This is a genomic window from Pseudomonas sp. FP1742 (assembly GCF_030687145.1).
Classification (GTDB): domain Bacteria; phylum Pseudomonadota; class Gammaproteobacteria; order Pseudomonadales; family Pseudomonadaceae; genus Aquipseudomonas; species Aquipseudomonas frederiksbergensis_D.
This window is the reverse complement of the sequence record NZ_CP117460.1, coordinates 1,163,898-1,185,556: the sequence shown is the minus strand read 5'-3', so window position 1 is coordinate 1,185,556 and position 21,659 is coordinate 1,163,898. Positions and strand designations below refer to the sequence as shown.

Genomic DNA, 21,659 nt, shown 5'->3' with positions numbered 1-21,659 from the left:
ACCGAGCCATGCACAACAACAATAAAGAGCTGACCCTCAGCGCCCCGCTCAGCGGCCCGGTGCTCACACTCGCGAGAGTCCCGGACCCGGTGTTCGCCAGCGGTGCCATGGGCGACGGCATCGCCATCGATCCGCTGAACGACACCCTGTATTCGCCCTGTGAAGGTGTCGTGATTCACGTCGCCCGCACTGGCCACGCCGTGACATTGCGCGCCGATAACGGTGCCGAGTTACTGCTGCACCTGGGCCTCGATACGGTCGAGTTGCAGGGCGTCGGCTTCTCGATGCTGGTCAAGGAAGGGGCACGGGTCAGCAATGGCCAGCCGCTGTTGCGCTATGACCTGGACCAGGTCGCACAGCAGTGCAAAAGCCTGGTCAGCCTGATGATCCTGACCAACAGCCAGGACTTTCAAGCACGACCGATCACGCTGAAATCGGTGAAGGTGGGCGATCCGCTGCTGCACATCGTGCCGAAAATAACCAACGGCGTGCAGATCGATATTGAGGTCGTTGGCATCGAGGTTCAGGGACACGTTCATGTCGCCCATCGTGGTGGCCTGCACGCCCGGCCTGCGGCGCTGATTCGCCAGACCGCCCAACAGTTCAAGAGCAAATCCCGGCTGCACTTCGCCGGTAAATCGGCGGCCTGCGACAGTTTGATCGGCCTGATGGGGCTGGCTGTCGGTGAACGGGATGAAATCCGGGTCAGTTGCCAGGGGCCGGATGCCGAAGCGGCGCTGCAAGCCCTGTTGGCCGCGTTATCCACAGCCCTGGCCGAAGACAACCACGCTGCCGCACCAACGCCAATAGCCCAACGCAATCGCCCCGCCGAAGCGGGTGTGCTGCACGGTGTGTGCGCAGCTCCAGGCCTGGTGGGCGGGCCGTTGTTTCGTCTGAACTCGATCAGCCTGCCAATAGATGCTGGTAATCATGAGCCGAAGCAACAACGTCACGCGCTGGACACCGCGCTGACTCAAGTACGCAGCGAAATCGACGGCACACTGGCCCAAGCGAAGAAGCACAAGAACACCGATGAAGAAGCGATCTTCGCCGCGCACCTGGCGTTGCTCGAAGACCCGGCGCTGCTCGATGCGGCTCATCAATCCATCGACCAAGGCATCGCCGCAACTCACGCCTGGAGTCAATCCATCGACGTGCAATGCGAGGTGCTGCTGCAACTCGGCAGCCCGTTGCTGGCCGAACGCGCCAACGACCTGCGCGACCTCAAGCAACGGGTGCTGCGTGCCCTGCTCGGCGAAGCCTGGCATTACGACGTGCCGGCCGGCGCTATCGTCGCGGCCCATGAACTGACCCCGTCCGATTTGCTGCAACTGAGCCAACAAGGGGTGGCCGGGTTGTGCATGGCCGAAGGTGGCGCGACGTCCCATGTGGCGATTCTCGCTCGCGGCAAAGGCTTGCCGTGCATGGTGGCGTTGGGGTCGGCGCTGCTCGATCAAGTGCAAGGTCAAGCGGTGGTGCTGGACGCCGACGGCGGTCGTCTTGAACTGATGCCAACTGCCGAGCGCCTGGCCGAGGTGCATCAGGCGCAACTCGATCATCGACAACGTCGTGCGCTTCAACAGTCTCAGGCTCACATCCCGGCGCAGACACTTGATGGTTTGCCAATCGAAGTCGCCGCCAATGTCGCTTCCAGTGCCGAGGCAGCTGATGCCCTGGCCAACGGTGCCGACGGCGTCGGCCTGTTGCGTACCGAATTCCTCTTCGTCGACCGCCAAACCGCCCCCGACGAACAGGAACAACGCGTCGCCTATCAAGCCGTGCTCGACGCCATGGGCGACAAGTCGGTGATCATCCGCACCATCGATGTCGGTGGCGATAAACAGCTCGACTATTTACCGCTCCCTGTCGAAGCGAACCCGGTGCTTGGTTTGCGCGGCATTCGTCTGGCTCAGGTGCGCCCGGAACTGCTGGATCAGCAACTGCGCGCCCTGCTGCAGGTCAGCCCGCTGTCGCGCTGCCGGATCCTGTTGCCGATGGTCACCGAAGTCGATGAATTGCTGCACATCCGCCAGCGTCTCGATGCGTTGTGCATTGAACTCAATGTGAGTGAGCGCCCGCAGCTGGGCGTGATGATCGAGGTTCCGGCCGCCGCATTGCTGGCCGAGCAACTGGCCGAGCACGCGGACTTCCTGTCCATCGGCACCAACGACTTGTCGCAATACACCCTGGCCATGGACCGCGACCACGCCGGCCTCGCCTCCCGCGTCGATGCGATGCACCCGGCGCTGCTGCGGCTGATCGCCCAGACCTGCGCCGGTGCGGCGGTGCATAACCGTTGGGTCGGGGTCTGCGGCGCCCTCGCCTCCGATCCGTTGGCCACGCCGGTATTGGTTGGCCTGGGGGTCAGCGAGTTGTCGGTCAGCCCGGTGCAAATCGGTGAAATCAAGGACCGCGTACGCTACCTCGACGCCACCGAATGCCGACGCATCAGCCAGGACCTGCTCAAGCTGAGCAGCGCCGGAGCGGTGCGTCACGCCTGTCACCAGCAATGGCCTCTGAGCTGAACAACAACGATAAGAATCCAGGGAGATCCGCCATGTACCAATACTTCATCGAAGGCCTGCAGCGCCTCGGTCGCGCGCTGATGCTGCCGATCGCGATCCTGCCGATTGCCGGGTTACTGCTGCGTCTGGGCGACACTGACCTGCTGGACATCGCGATCATCCACGACGCCGGCCAGGTGATCTTCGCCAACCTGGCGCTGATCTTCGCCATCGGCATCGCGGTCGGCTTTGCCAAGGACAACAACGGCACCGCAGGCCTGGCCGGGGTCATCGGCTATCTGGTGATGGTCTCCACCCTCAAGGTGCTCGACTCGAGCATCAACATGGGCATGCTCGCCGGGATCGTCAGCGGCCTGATGGCGGGCGCGCTGTACAACCGCTTCAAAGACATCAAGCTGCCGGAATACCTGGCGTTCTTCGGCGGTCGACGTTTTGTGCCGATTGTCACCGGGTTCGCGGCGGTTGGCCTCGGCGTGGTGTTCGGCTACATCTGGCCGCCGATCCAGCACGGCATCAACAGCTTCGGCACGTTAATGATGGAGAGCGGCAGCTTCGGCGCGTTCGTCTTCGGTGTGTTCAACCGCCTGCTGATCGTCACCGGCCTGCACCACATCCTCAACAACATGGCGTGGTTCGTGTTCGGCAACTTCACCGACCCGACCACGGGCGCACTGGTGACCGGCGACCTGTCGCGCTACTTTGCCGGCGACCCGAAGGGCGGCCAGTTCATGACCGGCATGTTCCCGATGATGATCTTCGGCCTGCCCGCCGCCTGCCTGGCGATGTACCGCAACGCCCTGCCGGAACGACGCAAAGTCATGGGCGGGATCTTCCTGTCCATGGCCCTGACCTCGTTTTTGACCGGCGTCACCGAACCGATCGAATTTGCCTTCATGTTCCTCGCACCGCTACTGTTTTTGCTTCATGCGCTGCTAACGGGACTGTCGATGGCCGTCACCAACCTGCTGAACATTCACCTGGGGTTTACCTTTTCCGGCGGTTTCATCGACATGATTCTGGGCTGGGGTGAATCCACCAACGGCTGGCGCGTGCTTCCCGTGGGTCTGGCGTATGCAGTGATCTACTACGTGGTGTTTGATTTCTGTATCCGCCGCTTCAACCTGAAGACGCCGGGGCGTGAGGATGTTCAGGCTGGCGACAAAGTTGTGGTCACCGAGAATGAACGCGCCGGGGCATATATCAAGGCGCTGGGCGGTACGGAGAATTTGATCACGGTCGGCGCTTGCACCACGCGACTGCGGTTGGACATGGTTGATCGCAACAAGGCCTCGGATGCGGACTTGAAAGCATTGGGTGCAATGGCGGTAGTGCGCCCGGGCAAGGGCGGCAGTTTGCAAGTCGTGGTCGGGCCGATGGCGGACAGCATTGCCGATGAGATCCGCTTGGCGCTGCCTGCTTTGGGTCGCGCGGTTATCGCTTCCCCTGCCGCTGATATCGATGAGCCAAAACCTGTGGTGGTGACGAACACTGAAGCCCAGCAATGGTTGAAGGCGCTGGGCGGCGGCGAGAATGTGCTACAGATGGACTGCATCGCCATGACCCGGATTCGGTTGCAACTGGCGGATGGCACAGGGCTGTCGGAAGGCCAGTTGAAAACGCTCGGTTGCCAGGGTGTCAGCCAACTTGAGGGTGGCGTTTGGCATCTGTTGATTGGTGAGAAGGCAGCGAGTTTAAGTGGTGCGCTGGAGGTGTTGATCAATCGCAATGAGGTGAGTGCCAGGGTTTAGATCGTTGGCGGCTGCCAGTCAATCATCGCGGGCAAGCCTCGCTCCTACAAGTAGGGAGGCGTACGGCTGGAGGATCGGCTGTCGGGCCGCCAAGTCAAAAGATCGCGGATCAGATTCAACAGTCAAATCCAGGGCAATAAAAAACCCGCTGACGAATCAGCGGGTTTCTCATTTCAGCAGACCAGAAGATCAAAAATCCTCCAGTCGCCACACTTCATAAGCCGGCGTCTCATAGGGATGACTCTCTTTCAGAGCCACCACCACCGCCCGAATCAACTCATCGCTGACCACCAGCTCAACCTTCCATTCCTCAACCTGCTCGACCTGCCCAGGCTCACCCATGAACGGCTGACTGCCCTCCAGTGGACGAAACTGACCCAGGCCAAACACTTGCCATGCACAGTGGTCATAAGCCCCGATCCGCCCGCCACCGGCGGCAAATACAGCGCTTTTGACTACTTCGACATGACTGGCCGGAACAAAAAAGCAGAGCTTGTACACGGCAATCAGCTCCCCGCTCTTAGTTAACCCAGACGCGAGCGTTACGGAACATACGCATCCAAGGTGCGTCTTCGTTCCAGTCTTCCGAACGCCACGAGTTCTGCACCGCGCGGAACACACGCTCCGGGTGCGGCATCATGATGGTCACGCGACCGTCGCGGCTGGTCAAACCGGTGATCCCGCGCGGCGAGCCGTTCGGGTTGGCCGGGTATTTCTCGGTGACCTTGCCGTGGTTGTCGACGAAACGCATCGCCACGCAACCCGACAGATCGGCTTGCAGCAACGCTTCTTCGCTGGCGAATTCGGCATGGCCTTCACCGTGAGCGATGGCGATCGGCATGCGCGAACCGGCCATGCCCTGCAGGAAGATCGAGTTCGATTCCTGGATCTGAACCATGGCCACGCGGGCTTCGAACTGCTCGGAACGGTTACGCACGAAGTGCGGCCAGAACTCGCTGCCCGGGATCAGCTCGTGCAGGTTGGACATCATCTGGCAACCGTTGCACACGCCGAGGGTGAAGCTGTCGGTACGTTCGAAGAAGCCCTGGAAGGCATCGCGAGCGCGGCTGTTGAACAGCGCGGACTTGGCCCAGCCTTCACCGGCACCCAATACGTCGCCGTAGGAGAAACCGCCGCAAGCAACCATGCCCTTGAAGTCGTTCAGGTCGACACGGCCGGCCAGAATGTCGCTCATGTGCACGTCGATCGCGTTGAAACCGGCACGGTCGAACGCTGCCGCCATTTCCACCTGACCGTTGACGCCCTGCTCACGCAGCACGGCAACCTGTGGGCGAATGCCTTTCTTGATGTAAGGCGCGGCGACGTCCTGGTTGACGTCATAGCTGAGCTTGACGCTCAGGCCCGGGTTGTCTTCTTCCAGCAGCACGTCGAACTCTTGTTCGGCGCAATCGGCGTTATCACGCAGACGCTGGATCTGGTAGCTGGTTTCAGCCCACTGACGTTGCAGCAGACGACGCTGACCTTCGAATACGGTATCGCCGTTGAACGTGATGCTGATCTCGCCGTTGTTCATCGGCTGACCGATCACCGATACGCAGTCGCCCAGGCCAGCAGCGCTGAACTGCGCGAGGATGTCCGCGGTGGCGTCCTGGCGAACCTGGATCACAGCGCCCAGTTCTTCGTTGAACAGGATCGCGGCGATATCGGCGGAAGTCTCTGCCAGACCGTCGAGGTTCAGGCTCAGGCCGCAGTGGCCAGCAAACGCCATTTCCACCACGCTGGTCAGCAGACCACCATCGGAACGGTCGTGGTAAGCCAGCAGGTGACCGTCGGCGTTGAGGCCCTGGATCACCGCGAAGAAGGCTTTCAGGTCTTCGGCGTCATCAACGTCCGGGGCTTGTTTGCCGAGCTTGCCGTGAACCTGCGCGAGGATCGAGGCACCCATGCGGTTCTGGCCGCGACCGAGGTCGATCAGGATCAGGTCGGTGGTGCCCTTGTCCATGCGCAGTTGCGGGGTCAGGGTCTGACGGATGTCAGCCACTGGCGCGAAACCGGTCACGATCAGCGACATCGGCGAAGTGACCGCCTTATCGACACCTTCGTCGTTCCAGCGAGTGGCCATGGACATGGAGTCCTTGCCCACCGGAATGGTGATGCCCAGCTCAGGGCACAGTTCCATGCCGACCGCTTTCACGGTGTCGTACAGACGTGCGTCTTCACCTGGGTGACCGGCAGCGGACATCCAGTTCGCCGACAGTTTGATGTCGGAGATCTTGGCGATGCGCGAGGCGGCGATGTTGGTCAGGGTTTCGCCGATGGCCATGCGGCCCGACGCCGGAGCGTCCAGCAGGGCCAGCGGAGTGCGCTCGCCCATGGCCATGGCTTCACCGGTGTAAACGTCGAAGCTGGTGGCGGTGACGGCAACGTCGGCCACCGGAACCTGCCACGGGCCGACCATCTGATCACGGGCCACAAGGCCGGTGATGGTGCGGTCGCCGATGGTGATCAGGAAGCTCTTGCTGGCCACGGCCGGGTGATGCAGGACGCGCTCGACGCAGTTGGCGATGTCGAGGGTCGACGGATCGAAATCGTCGCCCAGCTCGTTTTCACGAACCACCGAACGGTGCATGCGCGGGGCTTTGCCCAGCAGCACTTCGAGCGGCATGTCCACCGGGCTATTGCCGAAGTGGCTGTCGGTCACGGTCAGTTGCGGCTCGGCAGTGGCTTCGCCGACTACCGCGAATGGGCAACGCTCACGTTCACAGATTGCCTTGAAGCGTTCGAAGTCCGCCGGGCCGACGGCCAGAACGTAGCGTTCCTGGGATTCGTTGCTCCAGATTTCGTGCGGGGCCATGCCCGGTTCGTCGTTTGGAATGTTGCGCAGTTCGAAACGGCCACCACGGTCGCCATCGTTGACCAGTTCCGGGAAGGCGTTGGACAGACCGCCCGCGCCGACGTCGTGGATGAAGCTGATCGGGTTTTTGTCGCCCAGTTGCCAGCAACGGTCGATGACTTCCTGGCAACGACGCTCCATCTCGGGGTTTTCACGTTGTACGGAAGCGAAGTCCAGGTCTGCCGAGCTGGTGCCGGTGGCCATGGAGGAAGCCGCGCCGCCACCCAGACCGATCAGCATCGCCGGGCCGCCAAGCACGATCAGCTTGGAGCCAACGACGATTTCGCCTTTCTTGACGTGTTCTTCACGGATGTTGCCCATGCCGCCAGCCAGCATGATCGGCTTGTGGTAACCGCGAACTTCGTCACCATGAGGGGTGGTGATCGACTGTTCGAAGGTACGGAAGTAGCCGGTCAGGGCCGGACGGCCGAATTCATTGTTGAATGCAGCGCCGCCCAACGGGCCTTCGATCATGATGTCCAGCGCGGTAACGATGCGCTCGGGTTTGCCGTACGGCACTTCCCACGGCTGTTCGAAGCCCGGGATCTGCAGGTTCGACACGGTGAAACCGGTCAGGCCAGCCTTTGGCTTGGCGCCGCGACCGGTGGCGCCTTCGTCGCGGATCTCGCCGCCGCTACCGGTGGATGCGCCCGGGAACGGGGCAATCGCGGTCGGGTGGTTGTGCGTTTCGACTTTCATCAGGATGTGCACCGGTTCCTGCACCGCGCCGTACTGGCGGGTTTCAGGGTCCGGGAAGAAACGACCGGCCACGGAGCCGACGATCACCGATGCGTTGTCCTTATAAGCCGACAGAACACCTTCGCTGTGCATCTGATAGGTGTTCTTGATCATGCCGAACAGGCTTTTTTCCTGGCTCTGACCGTCGATATCCCAACTGGCGTTGAAGATCTTGTGGCGGCAGTGCTCGGAGTTCGCCTGGGCGAACATCATCAATTCGATGTCATGCGGGTTGCGCTTCAAACCAACGAAGGCGTTGACCAGATAGTCGATCTCGTCTTCGGCCAGGGCCAGGCCCAGCTCGGTGTTGGCTGTTTCCAGCGCGGCGCGGCCGCCACCCAGCACGTCGATCGCGGTCAGGGGCTTGGGTTCGGCGTGGCTGAACAGGCCGGCGGCTTGTTCGAGGTTGCCCAGCACGATCTGGGTCATGCGGTCGTGCAGCGCGTCTGCGATCAGTTGCGCTTCAGCGTCGCTGAACTGGCCGGCGACGTAGAACGCGATGCCGCGTTCCAGGCGCTGGATCTTGGTCAGGCCGCAGTTGCGAGCGATATCGCTGGCTTTACTGGACCACGGCGAGATGGTGCCGAAACGCGGCAACACCAGGAACAGACGACCGGTCGGCTCTTGTACCGGAACGCTAGGGCCGTACTTCAGAAGGCGCGCGAGCACCTGCTGTTCGTCGCCGGTCAGGACGCCGGTAACTTCGGCGAAGTGAGCGAATTCAGCATACAAGCCGCTGACAGCTGGAACCTTCTGGCTCAGTTGCTCAAGGAGTTTGCTGTGGCGAAAGGCAGAAAGGGCAGGAGCGCCGCGCAGGATCAACATCTTCGGGACAGCCTCGGGAAGGGGTGTGCTTTGAGGCCGTGCATTCTAGCCTAAACCGCCCGCGACATCACCCGAAACGGTACGCGCGGTTGCACCCGAACGTCGGGCCGGGTATTCGGGCCTCGAACAGGCGCGCGCCGGTGGTTATTTTTTCTGTCACAAAATGCTGCCTGGGCCCGTTCCTGCGGGCTCCAAGCCGGTTTTTGACGCTCTAGCAGACAAGCCCTTCGCTGTCGAGATATGGCGCTCGTGGTCCTTTGCGTATACTGCGCAGATGTTTTCCCCAACGGCTTTGCGTCCGCGGTACGCCAAATGGCTGATCGCAACCGGACTCTTCCTGATGCTCGGTGGCTGTGTTGATAAACCCAACACGCTGGAGCGCGTAAAGGAGGATGGCGTGCTGCGGGTGGTTACCCGTAACAGCCCCGCCACCTACTTCCAGGATCGCAACGGTGAAACCGGCTTCGAATACGAGCTGGTGAAGCGCTTCGCCGACGATCTGGGGGTCGAACTCAAGATCGAAACCGCCGACAACCTCGACGACCTGTTCAATCAGGTGGGCAAGCCGAATGGCCCGGTGCTGGCGGCTGCCGGCCTGGTCAGCAGCGAGGACCGCAAAAAGCAGGTGCGGTTTTCCCACCCCTACCTCGAAGTCACCCCACAGATCATCTACCGCAACGGCCAGTCGCGGCCGACCGACGCAGGCGATCTGGTGGGCAAGAAGATCATGGTGCTCAAGGGCAGCACCCACGCCGAGCAATTGGCAGAGCTGAAAAAGAAATACCCCGGCATTGAATACGAAGAGTCCGACGCGGTTGAAGTCGTCGACCTGCTGCGCATGGTGGATGACGGTCAGATCGACCTGACCCTGGTCGATTCCAACGAAGTGGCGATGAACCAGGTCTACTTCCCCAATGTGCGGGTAGCTTTCGACCTCGGGGACTCCAGCAATCAGAGTTGGGCCGTGGCCGCCGGTGAAGACAACAGCCTGCTCAACGAGATCAACACCTACCTCGACAAGGTGAAGAAAAACGGCACCTTGCAACGCTTGAAAGATCGTTACTACGGCCACGTCGATGTACTCGGCTACATGGGCGCCACCACCTTCGCCCAGCACTTGCAGCAACGACTGCCCAAATACGAACAGCACTTCAAGGCGTCCGCCAAGCAGGAAAAAGTCGACTGGCGCCTGCTGGCGGCGATCGGTTATCAGGAATCGCTGTGGCAAGCGGCGGTTACGTCCAAGACCGGCGTGCGCGGGTTGATGATGCTGACCCAGAACACGGCGCAAGCCATGGGCGTGTCCAATCGCCTTGACCCCAAGCAGAGCATCATGGGGGGGGCGAAGTATCTGGCCTACATGAAGGATCAACTGGACGAGTCGATCCAGGAGCCGGATCGCACGTGGTTCGCGCTGGCAGCCTACAACGTGGGCAGCGGTCATCTGGATGACGCGCGCAAACTGGCGGCCAAGGAAGGGTTGAATCCGGACAAGTGGCTGGACGTGAAGAAGATCCTGCCGCGCCTGTCGCAGAAACAGTGGTACAGCAAGACCCGTTACGGCTACGCCCGAGGCGGCGAGCCCGTGCATTTCGTGGCGAACATCCGTCGCTACTACGACATCCTGACATGGGTCACGCAGCCGCAGCTTGAAGGCACCCAGGTTGCCGAGGGCAACCTGCACGTGCCGGGGGTCGACAAGACCAAGCCGAGCCAGGAAACCCCGCCGCTCTAACAGCCATCACCAATCAAATGTGGGAGCAGGCTTGCTCGCGAAGGCGGCGTGACAGTCAACAAAGATGCTGAATGTTGAACCGCCTTCGCGAGCAAGCCCGCTCCCACAGTGTTTTGTGATTGGCTTTTAAGCTTTGGCGGCAGCCAGAATCAGCGCCTTCATTTCCGACACCGCCGACTTGAACCCGACGAACAGCGCATGGGCCACCAGTGCATGGCCGATGTTCAGTTCGTTGATGCCCTTGATCGCCGCAACAGCCTCGACGTTGTGATAGTGCAAACCGTGGCCGGCGTTGACGATCAGACCCTGGGCCAGACCGAATGCCACGCCATCGGCCACGCGCTTGAGCTCTTCAGCGACTTCAGTTGGTGTCTCGGCATCCGCGTAACGCCCGGTGTGCAACTCAATGGCCGGCGCCCCGACACGACGGGACGCTGCGATCTGCCGCTCGTCGGCGTCAATGAATAGGGACACTTCACAGCCGATCTTCGCCAGGCGATCCACCGCCGCCTTGATCCGCGCTTCCTGCCCCGCCACGTCCAGACCGCCTTCGGTGGTCAACTCCTGACGGGTTTCCGGGACTAGGCAAATGTGCGCCGGGCGGATCCGCTCGGCAAACGCCATCATTTCTTCGGTGACACCCATTTCGAAGTTCATGCGGGTTTGCAGCACATCCTTGAGCAGCAGTACGTCGCGCTCCTGGATGTGCCGGCGGTCTTCACGCAAGTGCACGGTGATACCGTCAGCGCCCGCCTCTTCCGCGTCCAGCGCTGCCTTGACCGGATCCGGGTAACGAGTGCCCCGGGCCTGACGCAGGGTGGCAACGTGGTCGATGTTCACGCCAAGAAGAATGCGATTGCTGGTGGTCACGGAAACGCTCCTGAAGAGGGGGAAGATTCGGTGCACAGCATACGGGGAGACTACGGCTTTCGAAACAACTCGCGACTGACGAGAGGACGACCGCCCAGATGAACGGCCAGCGCCTGACGCATCAAGCGCTTGGCGGCGGACAACGCACCGGGCGCGGTCCAGTCGGCATCGGCCATGGCCAACAGTTCGACGCCGTTGAACAGGCCCGGCTGCAGCAGGTAAACCCGTTCCAGCCCCGCATCCACTTGCAAGCGATAGAGGCCGTCCGGTGCGATGGGGCCGCCATGGATGTCGGTATTCAGCGCGAAGCCATAACCGAGATCATCGAGCAGTCGCCATTCGAAGGAGCGCAGCAACGGCTCCAGCGCACGCCCCTCCGCCAGCGCGAGCAAGGTTGCCGCGTAGTGATCGAAGACGGCGGGATGGGGATCTTCTGCCGGAAGCAGGCGAATCAGTAATTCGTTGAGGTAGAGGCCGCTGAACAGCGCTTCGCCATTGAGCCAGGTGGAAACACCGGCGCTTTCCATGCGGCCGACATTTTTCAGCTCGCCGCGGCCACGGAACTCGACTTCCAGCGGTACGAAGGGCCGCGCCAACGTCCCTGCCTTGCCCCGTGCACTGCGCAACACTGCCCGCAGCCGACCTTGCGGCGTGAGGAAATCCACCAATGCGCTGGTTTCGCGGTAGGCGCGGGAGTGGAGTACGTAGGCGGGTTGGCCGATGGGCTGGGTTGGGGACATGGGCGTCGAGTATCTCTAAAGGGAGAATACAGCCAGTGAAATTGCACTCGCCCCAATGTGGGAGCGGGCTTGCTCGCGAAGAGGCCCTTCCAGTCAATATTGATGGTGACTGTCAGATCGCCTTCGCGAGCAAGCCCGCTCCCACAGTGGATCGTTGTGTATCTGGAACTAAGCGTTACAAGTCGCCATAACCCAGCGAACGCAAGGCGCGCTCGTCGTCGGACCAGCCGCCTTTCACCTTGACCCACAGGTTGAGCATGATCTTGGAGTCGAACAGCAGCTCCATGTCCTTGCGCGCTTCGGTGCCGATACGCTTGATGCGCTCGCCCTTGTCGCCAATGATGATTTTCTTCTGGCCGTCACGTTCGACGAGGATCAAGGCATGGATGTGCAGGGTTTTGCCCTGCTGCTTGAACTCTTCGATTTCCACGGTGATCTGGTACGGCAGCTCGGCACCCAACTGGCGCATGATTTTTTCGCGTACCAGCTCAGCCGCAAGGAAGCGGCTGCTGCGGTCGGTGATCTGATCTTCCGGGAAGAAGTGATCGTTTTCCGGCAGGTGCTCGGCGATCACTCGCTCCAGCGTATCGAGGTTGTGCCCGTGCTGGGCCGAGATCGGCATGATTTGCGCGTTCGGCAGCTGTTCCTGCAACCAGGTCAGGTGCGGCATCAGCTCGGATTTGTCTTCGATACGGTCAGTCTTGTTCAACGCCACGATCAGTGGGCCGGTCACGTACTGAACGCGCTCGAGGACCATTTGGTCTTCGTCGGTCCACTTGGTGCGGTCAACCACGAAGATCACCACGTCGACGTCTTTCAACGCCGCCGAAGCGGTCTTGTTCATGTAACGGTTCAGGGCCTTTTCGCCGCCCTTGTGCATGCCCGGGGTATCGACGTAGATCGCCTGCACGTCGCCTTCGGTCTTGATGCCGAGCATGTTGTGGCGAGTGGTCTGCGGCTTGCGCGAGGTGATCGCCAGCTTCTGACCCAGAATGTGGTTCAGCAGCGTTGACTTGCCCACGTTGGGACGGCCGACGATGGCAACATAGCCACAGCGAGTTGCAGTTGAATCAGTCATTGCCATTCTCCACACCCAGGGCAATCAGTGCTGCGGCGGCCGCTACCTGTTCGGCAATACGACGACTCACACCCTGACCTCGGCTTTTTTCATTCAGTAAGATGATTTCACATTCGACGAAGAACGTCCGGCAATGTGGTTCACCCTGGATATCCACCACTTCGTAACGCGGCAGCTCACAACCACGGGATTGCAGGAATTCCTGCAGGCGGGTTTTCGGATCTTTATTGGTGTCGACCAGCGTCAGCCCTTCGAACTCTCCGGCCAGCCAGGCCAGTACGCGCTCGCGCGCCACGTCCATGCCGGCGTCCAGGTAGATCGCACCGATCAGCGCTTCGAGGGCATCGGCCAGAATCGACTCGCGACGGAAACCGCCGCTTTTCAATTCACCGGAGCCCAGGCGCAGGTATTCGCCCAGGTCAAAACCACGGGCCAATACGGCCAGGGTCTCACCTTTCACCAGGCGTGCGCGCAAACGCGACAACTGGCCTTCGCGGGCCAGCGGGAAGCGATCGAACAGCGCCTCGCCAGCGACGAAGTTGAGAATGGCATCGCCGAGGAATTCCAGGCGTTCGTTGTTGCGCCCGGCAAAACTGCGGTGAGTCAGGGCCAGGACCATCAGTTCCTGATCCTTGAAGGTGTAGCCGAGCTGACGCTCTAGACGGCTTAAAGAGACGCTCACGGTTTACCCACGCTGAGTTCGTGGCTGGATTCCACCGCCAGGGCCTTGATAGGGCGCAGACTTGGGACAATTAACGCTGTGTTCAAAAATAACGTCCTGAATATCGTTGTTTTCATGCTTCCATCGCCGATTGTGCCGACTCCAGAAATGCATTCGGCGCTGTGTTCAACAGCGCCGTGTGTGATTACTTGATCAGGCCAACCCGCGAGAAATTCGGCAGGTGACTGAGTTTGGGTTCCGGCCAGCTCATCCAGACCGCGAAGGCCTTGCCGACGATATTCTTGTCGGGAACCATGCCCAGCAGATCCTTGGGAATGCTCGGATCATCCCAGTAGCGACTGTCGTTCGAGTTGTCGCGGTTGTCGCCCATCATGAAGTAGTGCCCGGCAGGCACGGTCCACGAATGATCCGGCGTTGCGCGGTAGCGGCTCATTTCCTTGCGGATAAGATGCTCGGCCGCGCCGAGCTTTTCCTTGTAGAGCTCCGAACTGCCCAACGTGCCCGGCTCGGAGCCGACCAGTTGTTCGGCAATCGACTCACCGTTGACGAACAGACGCTTGTCGGCGGTATAGCGAATCTGGTCACCCGGCAAGCCCACCACGCGCTTGATGTAGTTGACGTTCGGGTCGCTCGGGTAGCGGAACACCATCACATCGCCGCGCTGCGGATCACCGACTTCGATGACTTTCTTGTCGATCACCGGCAGGCGGATCCCGTAAGAAAACTTGTTCACCAGAATGAAGTCGCCGACGTCCAGAGTCGGTTTCATCGAGCCGGAAGGAATCTGGAACGGTTCCACCAGGAACGAACGCAGCACCAGCACGATGAACAACACCGGGAAGAACGACTTGCCGTATTCGACCAGCAGCGGCTCTTTGTTCAGTTTCTCGATCACCACCATGTCAGCCTGGCTGACGCTCCCCTGATAGGAGTTGATGGCAGCCCGGCGCCGTGGCGCCAGGAACAACAGATCGAGCAACGCCAACAGGCCGCAGACGAACACGGCGATGACCAGCAACAGCGGGAAATTTAGTGACATAGGACCTAACTATCCAACCTGAGCACGGCAAGGAAGGCTTCTTGTGGAATTTCCACGTTACCGACCTGCTTCATGCGTTTTTTACCGGCCTTTTGCTTTTCCAGCAGCTTTTTCTTACGGCTGACGTCACCACCGTAGCATTTGGCCAATACGTTCTTTCTGAGTGCCTTGACGGTTGTACGCGCCACAATCTGACCGCCAATGGCGGCCTGGATTGCCACGTCGAACATCTGCCGCGGAATCAGTTCTTTCATCTTTTCGGTCAACTGGCGACCTTTGTAGTGCGCATTGTCACGGTGCACGATCAGCGCCAGGGCGTCGACTTTGTCACCGTTGATCAGTACATCCAGTTTCACCAGATTAGCCGATTGATAACGATCGAAATGGTAATCCAGCGAAGCATAGCCGCGGCTGGTGGATTTCAGACGGTCAAAGAAGTCGAGGACCACTTCGTTCATCGGCAGATCGTAGGTCACCTGGACCTGAGTGCCGAGGAACAGCATGTCGTGCTGAATGCCACGTTTCTCGATGCACAGGGTAATAACGTTGCCCAAGTGCTCTTGCGGCACAAGAATGTTGGCCCGCACGATCGGCTCGCGCATGTCTTCGATCGAAGAAATATCCGGCAGCTTCGACGGGTTATCGACGTAGATCGTCTCGCCCGTCTTGAGCAGCAGCTCGAAGATTACCGTCGGCGCCGTGGTGATCAGGTCCAGGTCGTACTCGCGCTCCAGGCGCTCCTGGATGATTTCCATGTGCAGCATGCCGAGGAACCCGCAACGGAAGCCGAAGCCCAGGGCGTCGGAGCTTTCCGGGGTGTACTGCAAGGACGAGTCGTTCAGCGTGAGCTTTTGCAGGGCTTCGCGGAAATCTTCGAAATCGTCGGAGCTGACCGGGAACAGACCGGCGTAGACCTGCGGCTGGATGCGTTTGAAGCCTGGCAGCACGTCGACGTCCGGCGTGGAACTCAAGGTCAGGGTGTCACCCACCGGCGCACCGTGAATATCCTTGATGCCGGCAATGATGAAGCCCACTTCGCCGGCCTTCAGGTCAACGGTGGCGGTGTGTTTCGGGTTGAAGACTCCGACGCTGTCCACCAGGTGGATCTTGCCGGTGGACTTGACCAGAATCTTGTCGCCCTTCTTCACCCGACCATGGCGCACACGAACCAGGGAAACGACGCCCAGGTAGTTGTCGAACCAGGAGTCGATGATCAACGCTTGCAGCGGATCTTCGATGTTGCCGGTCGGCGCGGGAATGGTGTGAACCAGGCGCTCGAGCACTTCATCGACGCCCAGACCGGTCTTGGCACTGCACTCGACCGCATCGGTGGCATCGATGCCGATGATTTTTTCGATTTCTTCCTTGACGCGCTCCGGATCGGCCTGTGGCAGGTCGATCTTGTTCAGGACCGGCATGACTTCCAGGCCCTGCTCGATCGCCGTGTAGCAGTTGGCAACCGATTGAGCTTCTACGCCCTGACCGGCATCGACCACCAGCAATGCACCTTCACAGGCCGCCAGCGACCGGCTGACTTCATAGGTGAAGTCGACGTGGCCCGGAGTGTCAATGAAGTTCAACTGGTAGGTAATGCCATCGCGGGCTTTGTAATACAGGGTGACGCTGTGGGCCTTGATGGTGATCCCGCGTTCACGTTCCAGGTCCATGGAGTCCAGTACCTGGGCTTCCATTTCGCGCTCGGCAAGGCCGCCGCACATCTGGATGAAGCGATCGGCCAGCGTCGACTTGCCATGGTCAATGTGGGCGATGATGGAGAAATTGCGGATATGACTCAAATCACTCACGGATCAACACTCAAAAAGGCTGCAGGCATAGCCCGCCGAAAAATAGCCGGGAATTGTACCTGATCCACGACACAAGCGTCACGTTTGCAGGTCGGACGGCGCCTACAAAAAACGCCCCGGTCTTGCGACAGGGGCGTTTCGAGTAACAGGCAAGACCAGGGAAACCGGCGATCAACCAGCCCGGCGCAACAACCAGACACCGGCCAGGGCGCAGACACCGGCCGGTATCAGCACCGCAAACAGCGGCGAGAAACCGAATACCAGGCTCGAAGGCCCCAGCAAATCCTGGACGATGCGGAAGGTGAAGCCCACCAGCACGCCGGTAAAGACTCGCTGACCGAGGGTTACCGAGCGCAACGGACCGAAGATGAAAGAGATCGCCATCAGCACCAATGCCGCAGTCACCAACGGCTGCAACACCTTGACCCAAAATGCCAGCCAGTAACGACCGTTGCTCAGGCCCTGGTCAGCCAGGTAGTGGATATAACTCCACAGACCGCTGATCGACAGCGACTCGGGCGCCATTACCACGGTGCTCAGCAGTTGTGGGCTCAAGGCTACTTCCCAGCGCTCCACCGGGGCCGTCACCACTTCGGTGCTCTTGTCATGAAACAGCGTGGTCGTGACATCGGTGAGCTGCCAGTGATCCGTATCGAACTCCGCCCGCTTGGCGAAACTTGAAGACAGCATGTGGCGCTGGTCATCGAAGCGATAACGGGTCACGCCATACAGCAAACCATTGGGCTGCACGGAGTTGACGTGAATGAACTCGTCACCCTGACGATGCCACAGACCGTGCTTGGCACTTTGCGCATCGCCACTGCCCTGGGCCAGCGAGCGATTGGCCTGAGCGGTGACTTCCGTGGCCGGCGCGACATATTCACCAATCACCAACCCCACCGCCATCAAGAGCAGCATTGGCTTCATGACGGCCCAGACGATCCGCCCGAGCGACACGCCCGCAGCACGCATGATGGTCAGCTCACTGTGACTGGCCAGACTGCCGAGGCCGATCAGGCAACCGATCAGCGCCGCCATCGGCAACATGTCGTAAAGACGGCGCGGCGCAGTCAGCAAGACGTAGCTCAAAACGTCCATCAAAGTGTAGGTATCGCTGACTTCGCTCATCTCATCGATGAAAGCGAACAGCGTGGCCAGACCGAGGATGATGCCCAGTACCGCCAGAATCGCAACAAACACGCTGCTACCGATGTAGCGGTCGAGCTTATCCACGGGTCACCTCCAACGCGCGGCGGCTGGCCATCTTCAAGCGCAGCGGTTCCCAATACAGTAAGCCCAGGCCGATCGCCAGGAAGAGCGTGTGCACCCACCACAAACCCAATACCGCCGGAATCTTGCCCTTTTCGAGGGCGCCGCGAGCGGCAATCAGGATGGTCAGGTAAGCCATATAAAGAAGAATCGCCGGCAGCAACTTGAGGAAACGGCCCTGGCGCGGATTGACCCGCGACAGCGGCACCGCCATCAGGGTCACGATGAAGACCAGCAACGGCAAGGACAAACGCCATTGCAGCTCGGTACGCGAACGGAGGTCATCGTTGTTCAACAAGGAACTGGTGCTCATCGCATCGCGGTCAGTCACTTCGTCGCTGACATCCGGCTTGGCCAGCAATACGCCGTACTCGTCGTACTTGATGGCGCGGTAGTCGGCCTGCCCCGGATTACCGTCGTAGCGGTAGCCGTTGTCGAGGATCAGGTAGCGGTTGCCGTCGGGGCGAATTTCCTGGCGCCCCTTCTCGGCCACCAACACGGAGATTCCACGATCCTTATTATCGGAACTGACGTTCTTCTGCGAAATGAATACGCCACCGAGGTTGATGCGGTCATCCGACAATGTTTCGGTGTAAGTCACCCGAGTTCCATCACGCAGAGCCTGGAAGCGGCCCGGTTCGAGGGTGTCGAATTCGGTCAGCGCATCCTGCTTGTTCAGCAGCAACTGGAACTGATTGGCACCTTGCGGCGCCAGGCTCAGGCTCAGCCACGCCACCACCAGTGCAACCAGAGTGGCCGGGAACAGCGTCATGACGAACAGGCGTTGCTGGCTCATGCCCGTGGCAGACAACACGGTCATTTCGCTTTCGAGATACAGACGACCGTAGGCCAGCAGAATCCCGAGAAACAAACCCAAGGGCAGAATCAGTTGCAGGAAGCCCGGCAGGCGGAAACCCATGATCAGGAATAACGAACCCGGATCCAGGAGCCCGGAGGCCGCCTGGGCGAGGTATTTGATGAAGCGTCCGCTCATGATGATGACCAGCAGCACGGCGCTGACGGCGCTCAAGGTCAACAGGACTTCGCGGGATAGATAACGGAAGACAATCAAACCAGACACTCCAGGGTTGTCAGGCTAAGCGGCCAAACAAGCAAACATATCAGCCGGCCCGCAGGGCAGAGCCGCCGAAAAAGATGCGCATTATCCTGTGATTGGGTGCGCCTGTCACTGCGCACGCTCAAGCAGGTGCCTGAACCACGGCAGTTCGCGTAACCGAGGGTTGTCAGGCGCAGGCAGCGAGGTTCAAACTGCGGCCTTTGTCGCTGGCAATACACCGGCGTCTTTCTACTTATAAGCAAGCCTCTGCGCGTCGCGCAGTTTGACCATTAATTCAGGGACCCGGACATGGAACTGGTTGTAAAAAGCGTTAGCCCGGAAACGTTGAAGACCGCCACGCTGGTGGTCTCCGTCCGCGAAGGCCGCAAGCTCGGCGCCGTCGCCAAACAACTCGACGAACTGAGCGGCGGCACCATCAGCGCGGTGCTCAAGCGCGGCGACCTGGCCGGCAAAGTCGGCCAAAGCCTGTTGCTGCACAGCCTGCCTAACCTCAAGGCCGAGCGCGTGCTGCTGGTGGGCGTGGGCAAGGATGAAGAGCTGGGCGATCGCCCATTCCGCAAAATCATCGCCGGCATCCTCAATACCCTTAAAGGCTTGGGCGGCAGCGATGCAGTGCTGGCCCTGGACGAAGTCGTGGTCAAAGGCCGCGACAGCTACGGCAAGACCCGCCTGCTGGCCGAAACCCTGGTGGACGGCGAGTACACCTTCGACCAGTTCAAGAGCCAGAAAGCCGACCCGCTCTCCCTGAAGAAAATCACCCTGGTGACCATCAAGGCCGCACAGGCTGAAGTCGAACGCGCCGTGGCCCACGCTACCGCGATCGCCAATGGCATGGCCTTCACCCGCAATCTGGGCAACCTGCCGCCAAACATCTGCCATCCGACGTTCCTTGGCGAACAAGCCAAGAGCCTGGGTAAAGAATTCAAGAGCCTGAAAGTCGAAGTCCTCGATGAAAAGAAGATCAAGGACCTGGGCATGGGCGCGTTCTACGCTGTCGGCCAGGGCAGCGCCCAGCCACCGCGACTGATCGTCATGCAATACAACGGCGGCAAGAAATCCGAGAAGCCGTACGCGCTGGTCGGCAAAGGCATCACCTTTGACACCGGCGGTATCAGCCTCAAGCCGGGTGCCGGCATGGATGAAATGAAGTACGACATGGGTGGCAGCGCCAGTGTATTCGGTACCCTGCGTGCCGTGCTTGAGCTGAAACTGCCGATCAACCTGGTGTGCATCCTGGCCTGCGCCGAGAACATGCCGAGTGGCAACGCTACGCGTCCGGGCGACATCGTCACCACCATGAGCGGCCAGACCGTGGAGATCCTCAACACCGACGCCGAAGGCCGTCTGGTGCTGTGCGATGCCCTGACCTACTCCGAACGCTTCAAGCCGCAAGCGGTGATCGACATCGCCACCCTGACCGGCGCTTGTGTCGTGGCTCTGGGCGCGCACACCTCGGGCCTGCTGGGCAACAACGACGAGCTGATCGGCCAACTGCTGAGCGCCGGCCAGTCCGCCGACGACCGCGCCTGGCAGTTGCCGCTGTTCGATGAGTACCAGGAACAGCTGGACAGCCCGTTCGCCGACATCGCCAATATCGGCGGTCCGAAAGCCGGCACCATCACCGCCGCCTGCTTCCTGTCGCGCTTCACCAAGAACCTCAACTGGGCGCACCTGGACATCGCCGGCACGGCCTGGACCAGCGGCGGCAAGGACAAGGGCGCCACTGGCCGTCCGGTTCCCCTGCTGACCCAATACCTGCTGGACCGCGCCAAAGCCTGAAACCAATGACCTCGGACGGCGTCACTTTCGAGTGACGCCGTTCGTGGCTCAGGAACCGCAATGACCAAAGTCGACTTCTATATCCTGCCCAGCGCCGATCCTTCGGCGCGGCTGGATTTCGCCTGCAAGCTCACCGAAAAAGCCTGGCGCATGGGCCACCGCATCTACCTGCATTGCAGCGATGCCGCCCAGCGTGACGCCCTCGATGCGCGATTGTGGGCGTTCAAGGGCGAAAGCTTCGTGCCCCATGGCCCCGCAGAAAACGAGCCGGAGGGTTTGATTGTGCTGGGGTTTGGCGATGACTGCGGCCAGCATCAGGATCTGCTGGTCAATCTCGACCTGAAAGTCCCGGCCTTTGCCAAACAGTTCGCCCGTGTGGCGGAAGTAGTGGTGGAAGATCCGACGATTCGTGCGGCTGCGCGGGAGAGTTTCCGTTTCTACCGCGAACAGGGCTATCCTCTGCAAGATCACCGTTTACAGCGACTCTGAGCATTCCGATGGACACTCCAAAACAGCCACAAAAGTCCGCGCAGCTGCTGGATGACCTCGAGTCGATCCGCCAACTGCTCGGCGATGACAACCTGCAACCACCCTTGCTGACCGACACGGTCATTGAAGGTGATCAGGAACAGATTCCCATGTTGTTCGATACTGTCGGCAACGCGCCGCAGGTCGAGCCACCATCACCCGCCCCTGCTGCTCAAGCGGCTCCTGCCGCCAGCAAAGGCCCCGACGCCCTGCTGCACCTGGACAGCGAACTTCGCGCCGCCGCGCAATTGATCATGCAAGACGTGATCGACGACTTCGCCCCGCACATCGAAACCGAAATCAAACGCCGCCTCGATGCGCGGATGGAACGGTTGCTCAGCCAGTACGAATAACCCCGGTCCCCCT

General features: G+C 60.5%; 16 protein-coding genes. 6 read left to right on the top strand and 10 right to left on the bottom strand.

What is annotated here, in order from left to right:
* Nucleotides 1–8: 8 nt before the first annotated feature.
* Together ptsP and nagE are read left to right on the top strand one after the other, a co-directional pair.
* Nucleotides 9–2,525, top strand: coding sequence for a phosphoenolpyruvate--protein phosphotransferase (gene ptsP, locus PSH64_RS05145; RefSeq protein ID WP_305480148.1), 2,517 nt, complete (start codon nucleotides 9–11; stop codon nucleotides 2,523–2,525).
* A gap of 32 nt (nucleotides 2,526–2,557) precedes the next feature.
* A complete protein-coding gene (gene nagE, locus PSH64_RS05140; protein ID WP_105340201.1) occupies nucleotides 2,558–4,273 on the top strand; it encodes an N-acetylglucosamine-specific PTS transporter subunit IIBC in 1,716 nt (571 codons plus the stop codon).
* Between the two features lie 189 nt (nucleotides 4,274–4,462).
* On the opposite strand, the gene PSH64_RS05135 is transcribed toward nagE, so the two are convergent.
* A complete protein-coding gene (locus PSH64_RS05135) occupies nucleotides 4,463–4,774 on the bottom strand; it encodes a YqfO family protein (RefSeq protein WP_105340200.1) in 312 nt (103 codons plus the stop codon).
* A 19-nt stretch (nucleotides 4,775–4,793) separates the two neighbouring features.
* Complete coding sequence (gene purL, locus PSH64_RS05130; RefSeq protein ID WP_305480147.1) at nucleotides 4,794–8,690, bottom strand: phosphoribosylformylglycinamidine synthase; 3,897 nt, start codon at nucleotides 8,688–8,690, stop codon at nucleotides 4,794–4,796.
* Nucleotides 8,691–8,964: 274 nt separating this feature from the next.
* Here purL and mltF point away from each other — a divergent pair, with 274 nt between their 5' ends.
* Nucleotides 8,965–10,425 (top strand): membrane-bound lytic murein transglycosylase MltF, encoded by a 1,461-nt coding sequence (gene mltF, locus PSH64_RS05125; RefSeq protein WP_305480146.1) that lies wholly within the window; start codon nucleotides 8,965–8,967, stop codon nucleotides 10,423–10,425.
* 126 nt (nucleotides 10,426–10,551) lie between these two features.
* On the opposite strand, the gene pdxJ is transcribed toward mltF, so the two are convergent.
* The 8 genes from pdxJ to lptF all read right to left on the bottom strand — a co-directional run bounded on the left by pdxJ (nucleotide 10,552) and on the right by lptF (nucleotide 18,980).
* Nucleotides 10,552–11,295, bottom strand: coding sequence for a pyridoxine 5'-phosphate synthase (pdxJ, locus tag PSH64_RS05120; protein WP_105340197.1), 744 nt, complete (start codon nucleotides 11,293–11,295; stop codon nucleotides 10,552–10,554).
* Nucleotides 11,296–11,345: 50 nt separating this feature from the next.
* Entirely contained in the window at nucleotides 11,346–12,035 is a 690-nt protein-coding gene (gene recO / locus PSH64_RS05115) for a DNA repair protein RecO (protein ID WP_105340196.1), read from the bottom strand.
* 175 nt (nucleotides 12,036–12,210) lie between these two features.
* Nucleotides 12,211–13,113 (bottom strand): GTPase Era, encoded by a 903-nt coding sequence (gene era / locus PSH64_RS05110; protein WP_007936226.1) that lies wholly within the window; start codon nucleotides 13,111–13,113, stop codon nucleotides 12,211–12,213.
* Nucleotides 13,106–13,795: a ribonuclease III gene (rnc, locus tag PSH64_RS05105; RefSeq protein WP_030129801.1), complete on the bottom strand. Its 690-nt coding sequence runs from the start codon at nucleotides 13,793–13,795 to the stop codon at nucleotides 13,106–13,108. The genes era and rnc overlap by 8 nt, the downstream gene beginning before the upstream one ends.
* A 184-nt stretch (nucleotides 13,796–13,979) precedes the next feature.
* On the bottom strand, nucleotides 13,980–14,834 hold the full coding sequence (gene lepB, locus PSH64_RS05100) for a signal peptidase I (protein ID WP_305480145.1): 855 nt from the start codon (nucleotides 14,832–14,834) through the stop codon (nucleotides 13,980–13,982).
* A 5-nt stretch (nucleotides 14,835–14,839) separates the two neighbouring features.
* Nucleotides 14,840–16,639: a translation elongation factor 4 gene (gene lepA, locus PSH64_RS05095; RefSeq protein ID WP_105340194.1), complete on the bottom strand. Its 1,800-nt coding sequence runs from the start codon at nucleotides 16,637–16,639 to the stop codon at nucleotides 14,840–14,842.
* A gap of 171 nt (nucleotides 16,640–16,810) precedes the next feature.
* Nucleotides 16,811–17,872 (bottom strand): LPS export ABC transporter permease LptG, encoded by a 1,062-nt coding sequence (lptG, locus tag PSH64_RS05090; protein ID WP_105340193.1) that lies wholly within the window; start codon nucleotides 17,870–17,872, stop codon nucleotides 16,811–16,813.
* On the bottom strand, nucleotides 17,865–18,980 hold the full coding sequence (gene lptF / locus PSH64_RS05085; protein WP_305480144.1) for an LPS export ABC transporter permease LptF: 1,116 nt from the start codon (nucleotides 18,978–18,980) through the stop codon (nucleotides 17,865–17,867). The genes lptG and lptF overlap by 8 nt, the downstream gene beginning before the upstream one ends.
* 294 nt (nucleotides 18,981–19,274) lie before the next feature.
* Between lptF and PSH64_RS05080 the strand changes: the two genes are divergently transcribed.
* The 3 genes from PSH64_RS05080 to PSH64_RS05070 are packed head-to-tail and all read left to right on the top strand — an operon-like array spanning nucleotide 19,275 to nucleotide 21,646.
* The gene (locus PSH64_RS05080; protein ID WP_105340191.1) at nucleotides 19,275–20,765 is read left to right on the top strand and encodes a leucyl aminopeptidase; all 1,491 of its coding nucleotides are present in this window, start codon (nucleotides 19,275–19,277) and stop codon (nucleotides 20,763–20,765) included.
* Between the two features lie 60 nt (nucleotides 20,766–20,825).
* A complete protein-coding gene (locus PSH64_RS05075) occupies nucleotides 20,826–21,254 on the top strand; it encodes a DNA polymerase III subunit chi (RefSeq protein WP_105340190.1) in 429 nt (142 codons plus the stop codon).
* Between the two features lie 8 nt (nucleotides 21,255–21,262).
* Nucleotides 21,263–21,646, top strand: a complete 384-nt coding sequence (locus tag PSH64_RS05070) for a DNA polymerase III subunit chi (RefSeq protein WP_105340189.1) — start codon at nucleotides 21,263–21,265, stop codon at nucleotides 21,644–21,646.
* Nucleotides 21,647–21,659: the final 13 nt, after the last annotated feature.

Coding starts and splice junctions, on each gene's coding strand:
- ptsP (WP_305480148.1), top strand. CDS start 9: ATGCACAACAACAATAAAGAGCTGACCCTCAGCGCCCCGCTCAGCGGC.
- nagE (WP_105340201.1), top strand. CDS start 2,558: ATGTACCAATACTTCATCGAAGGCCTGCAGCGCCTCGGTCGCGCGCTG.
- purL (WP_305480147.1), bottom strand. CDS start 8,690: ATGTTGATCCTGCGCGGCGCTCCTGCCCTTTCTGCCTTTCGCCACAGC.
- mltF (WP_305480146.1), top strand. CDS start 8,965: ATGTTTTCCCCAACGGCTTTGCGTCCGCGGTACGCCAAATGGCTGATC.
- recO (WP_105340196.1), bottom strand. CDS start 12,035: ATGTCCCCAACCCAGCCCATCGGCCAACCCGCCTACGTACTCCACTCC.
- era (WP_007936226.1), bottom strand. CDS start 13,113: ATGACTGATTCAACTGCAACTCGCTGTGGCTATGTTGCCATCGTCGGC.
- lepB (WP_305480145.1), bottom strand. CDS start 14,834: ATGTCACTAAATTTCCCGCTGTTGCTGGTCATCGCCGTGTTCGTCTGC.
- PSH64_RS05080 (WP_105340191.1), top strand. CDS start 19,275: ATGGAACTGGTTGTAAAAAGCGTTAGCCCGGAAACGTTGAAGACCGCC.
- PSH64_RS05075 (WP_105340190.1), top strand. CDS start 20,826: ATGACCAAAGTCGACTTCTATATCCTGCCCAGCGCCGATCCTTCGGCG.
- PSH64_RS05070 (WP_105340189.1), top strand. CDS start 21,263: ATGGACACTCCAAAACAGCCACAAAAGTCCGCGCAGCTGCTGGATGAC.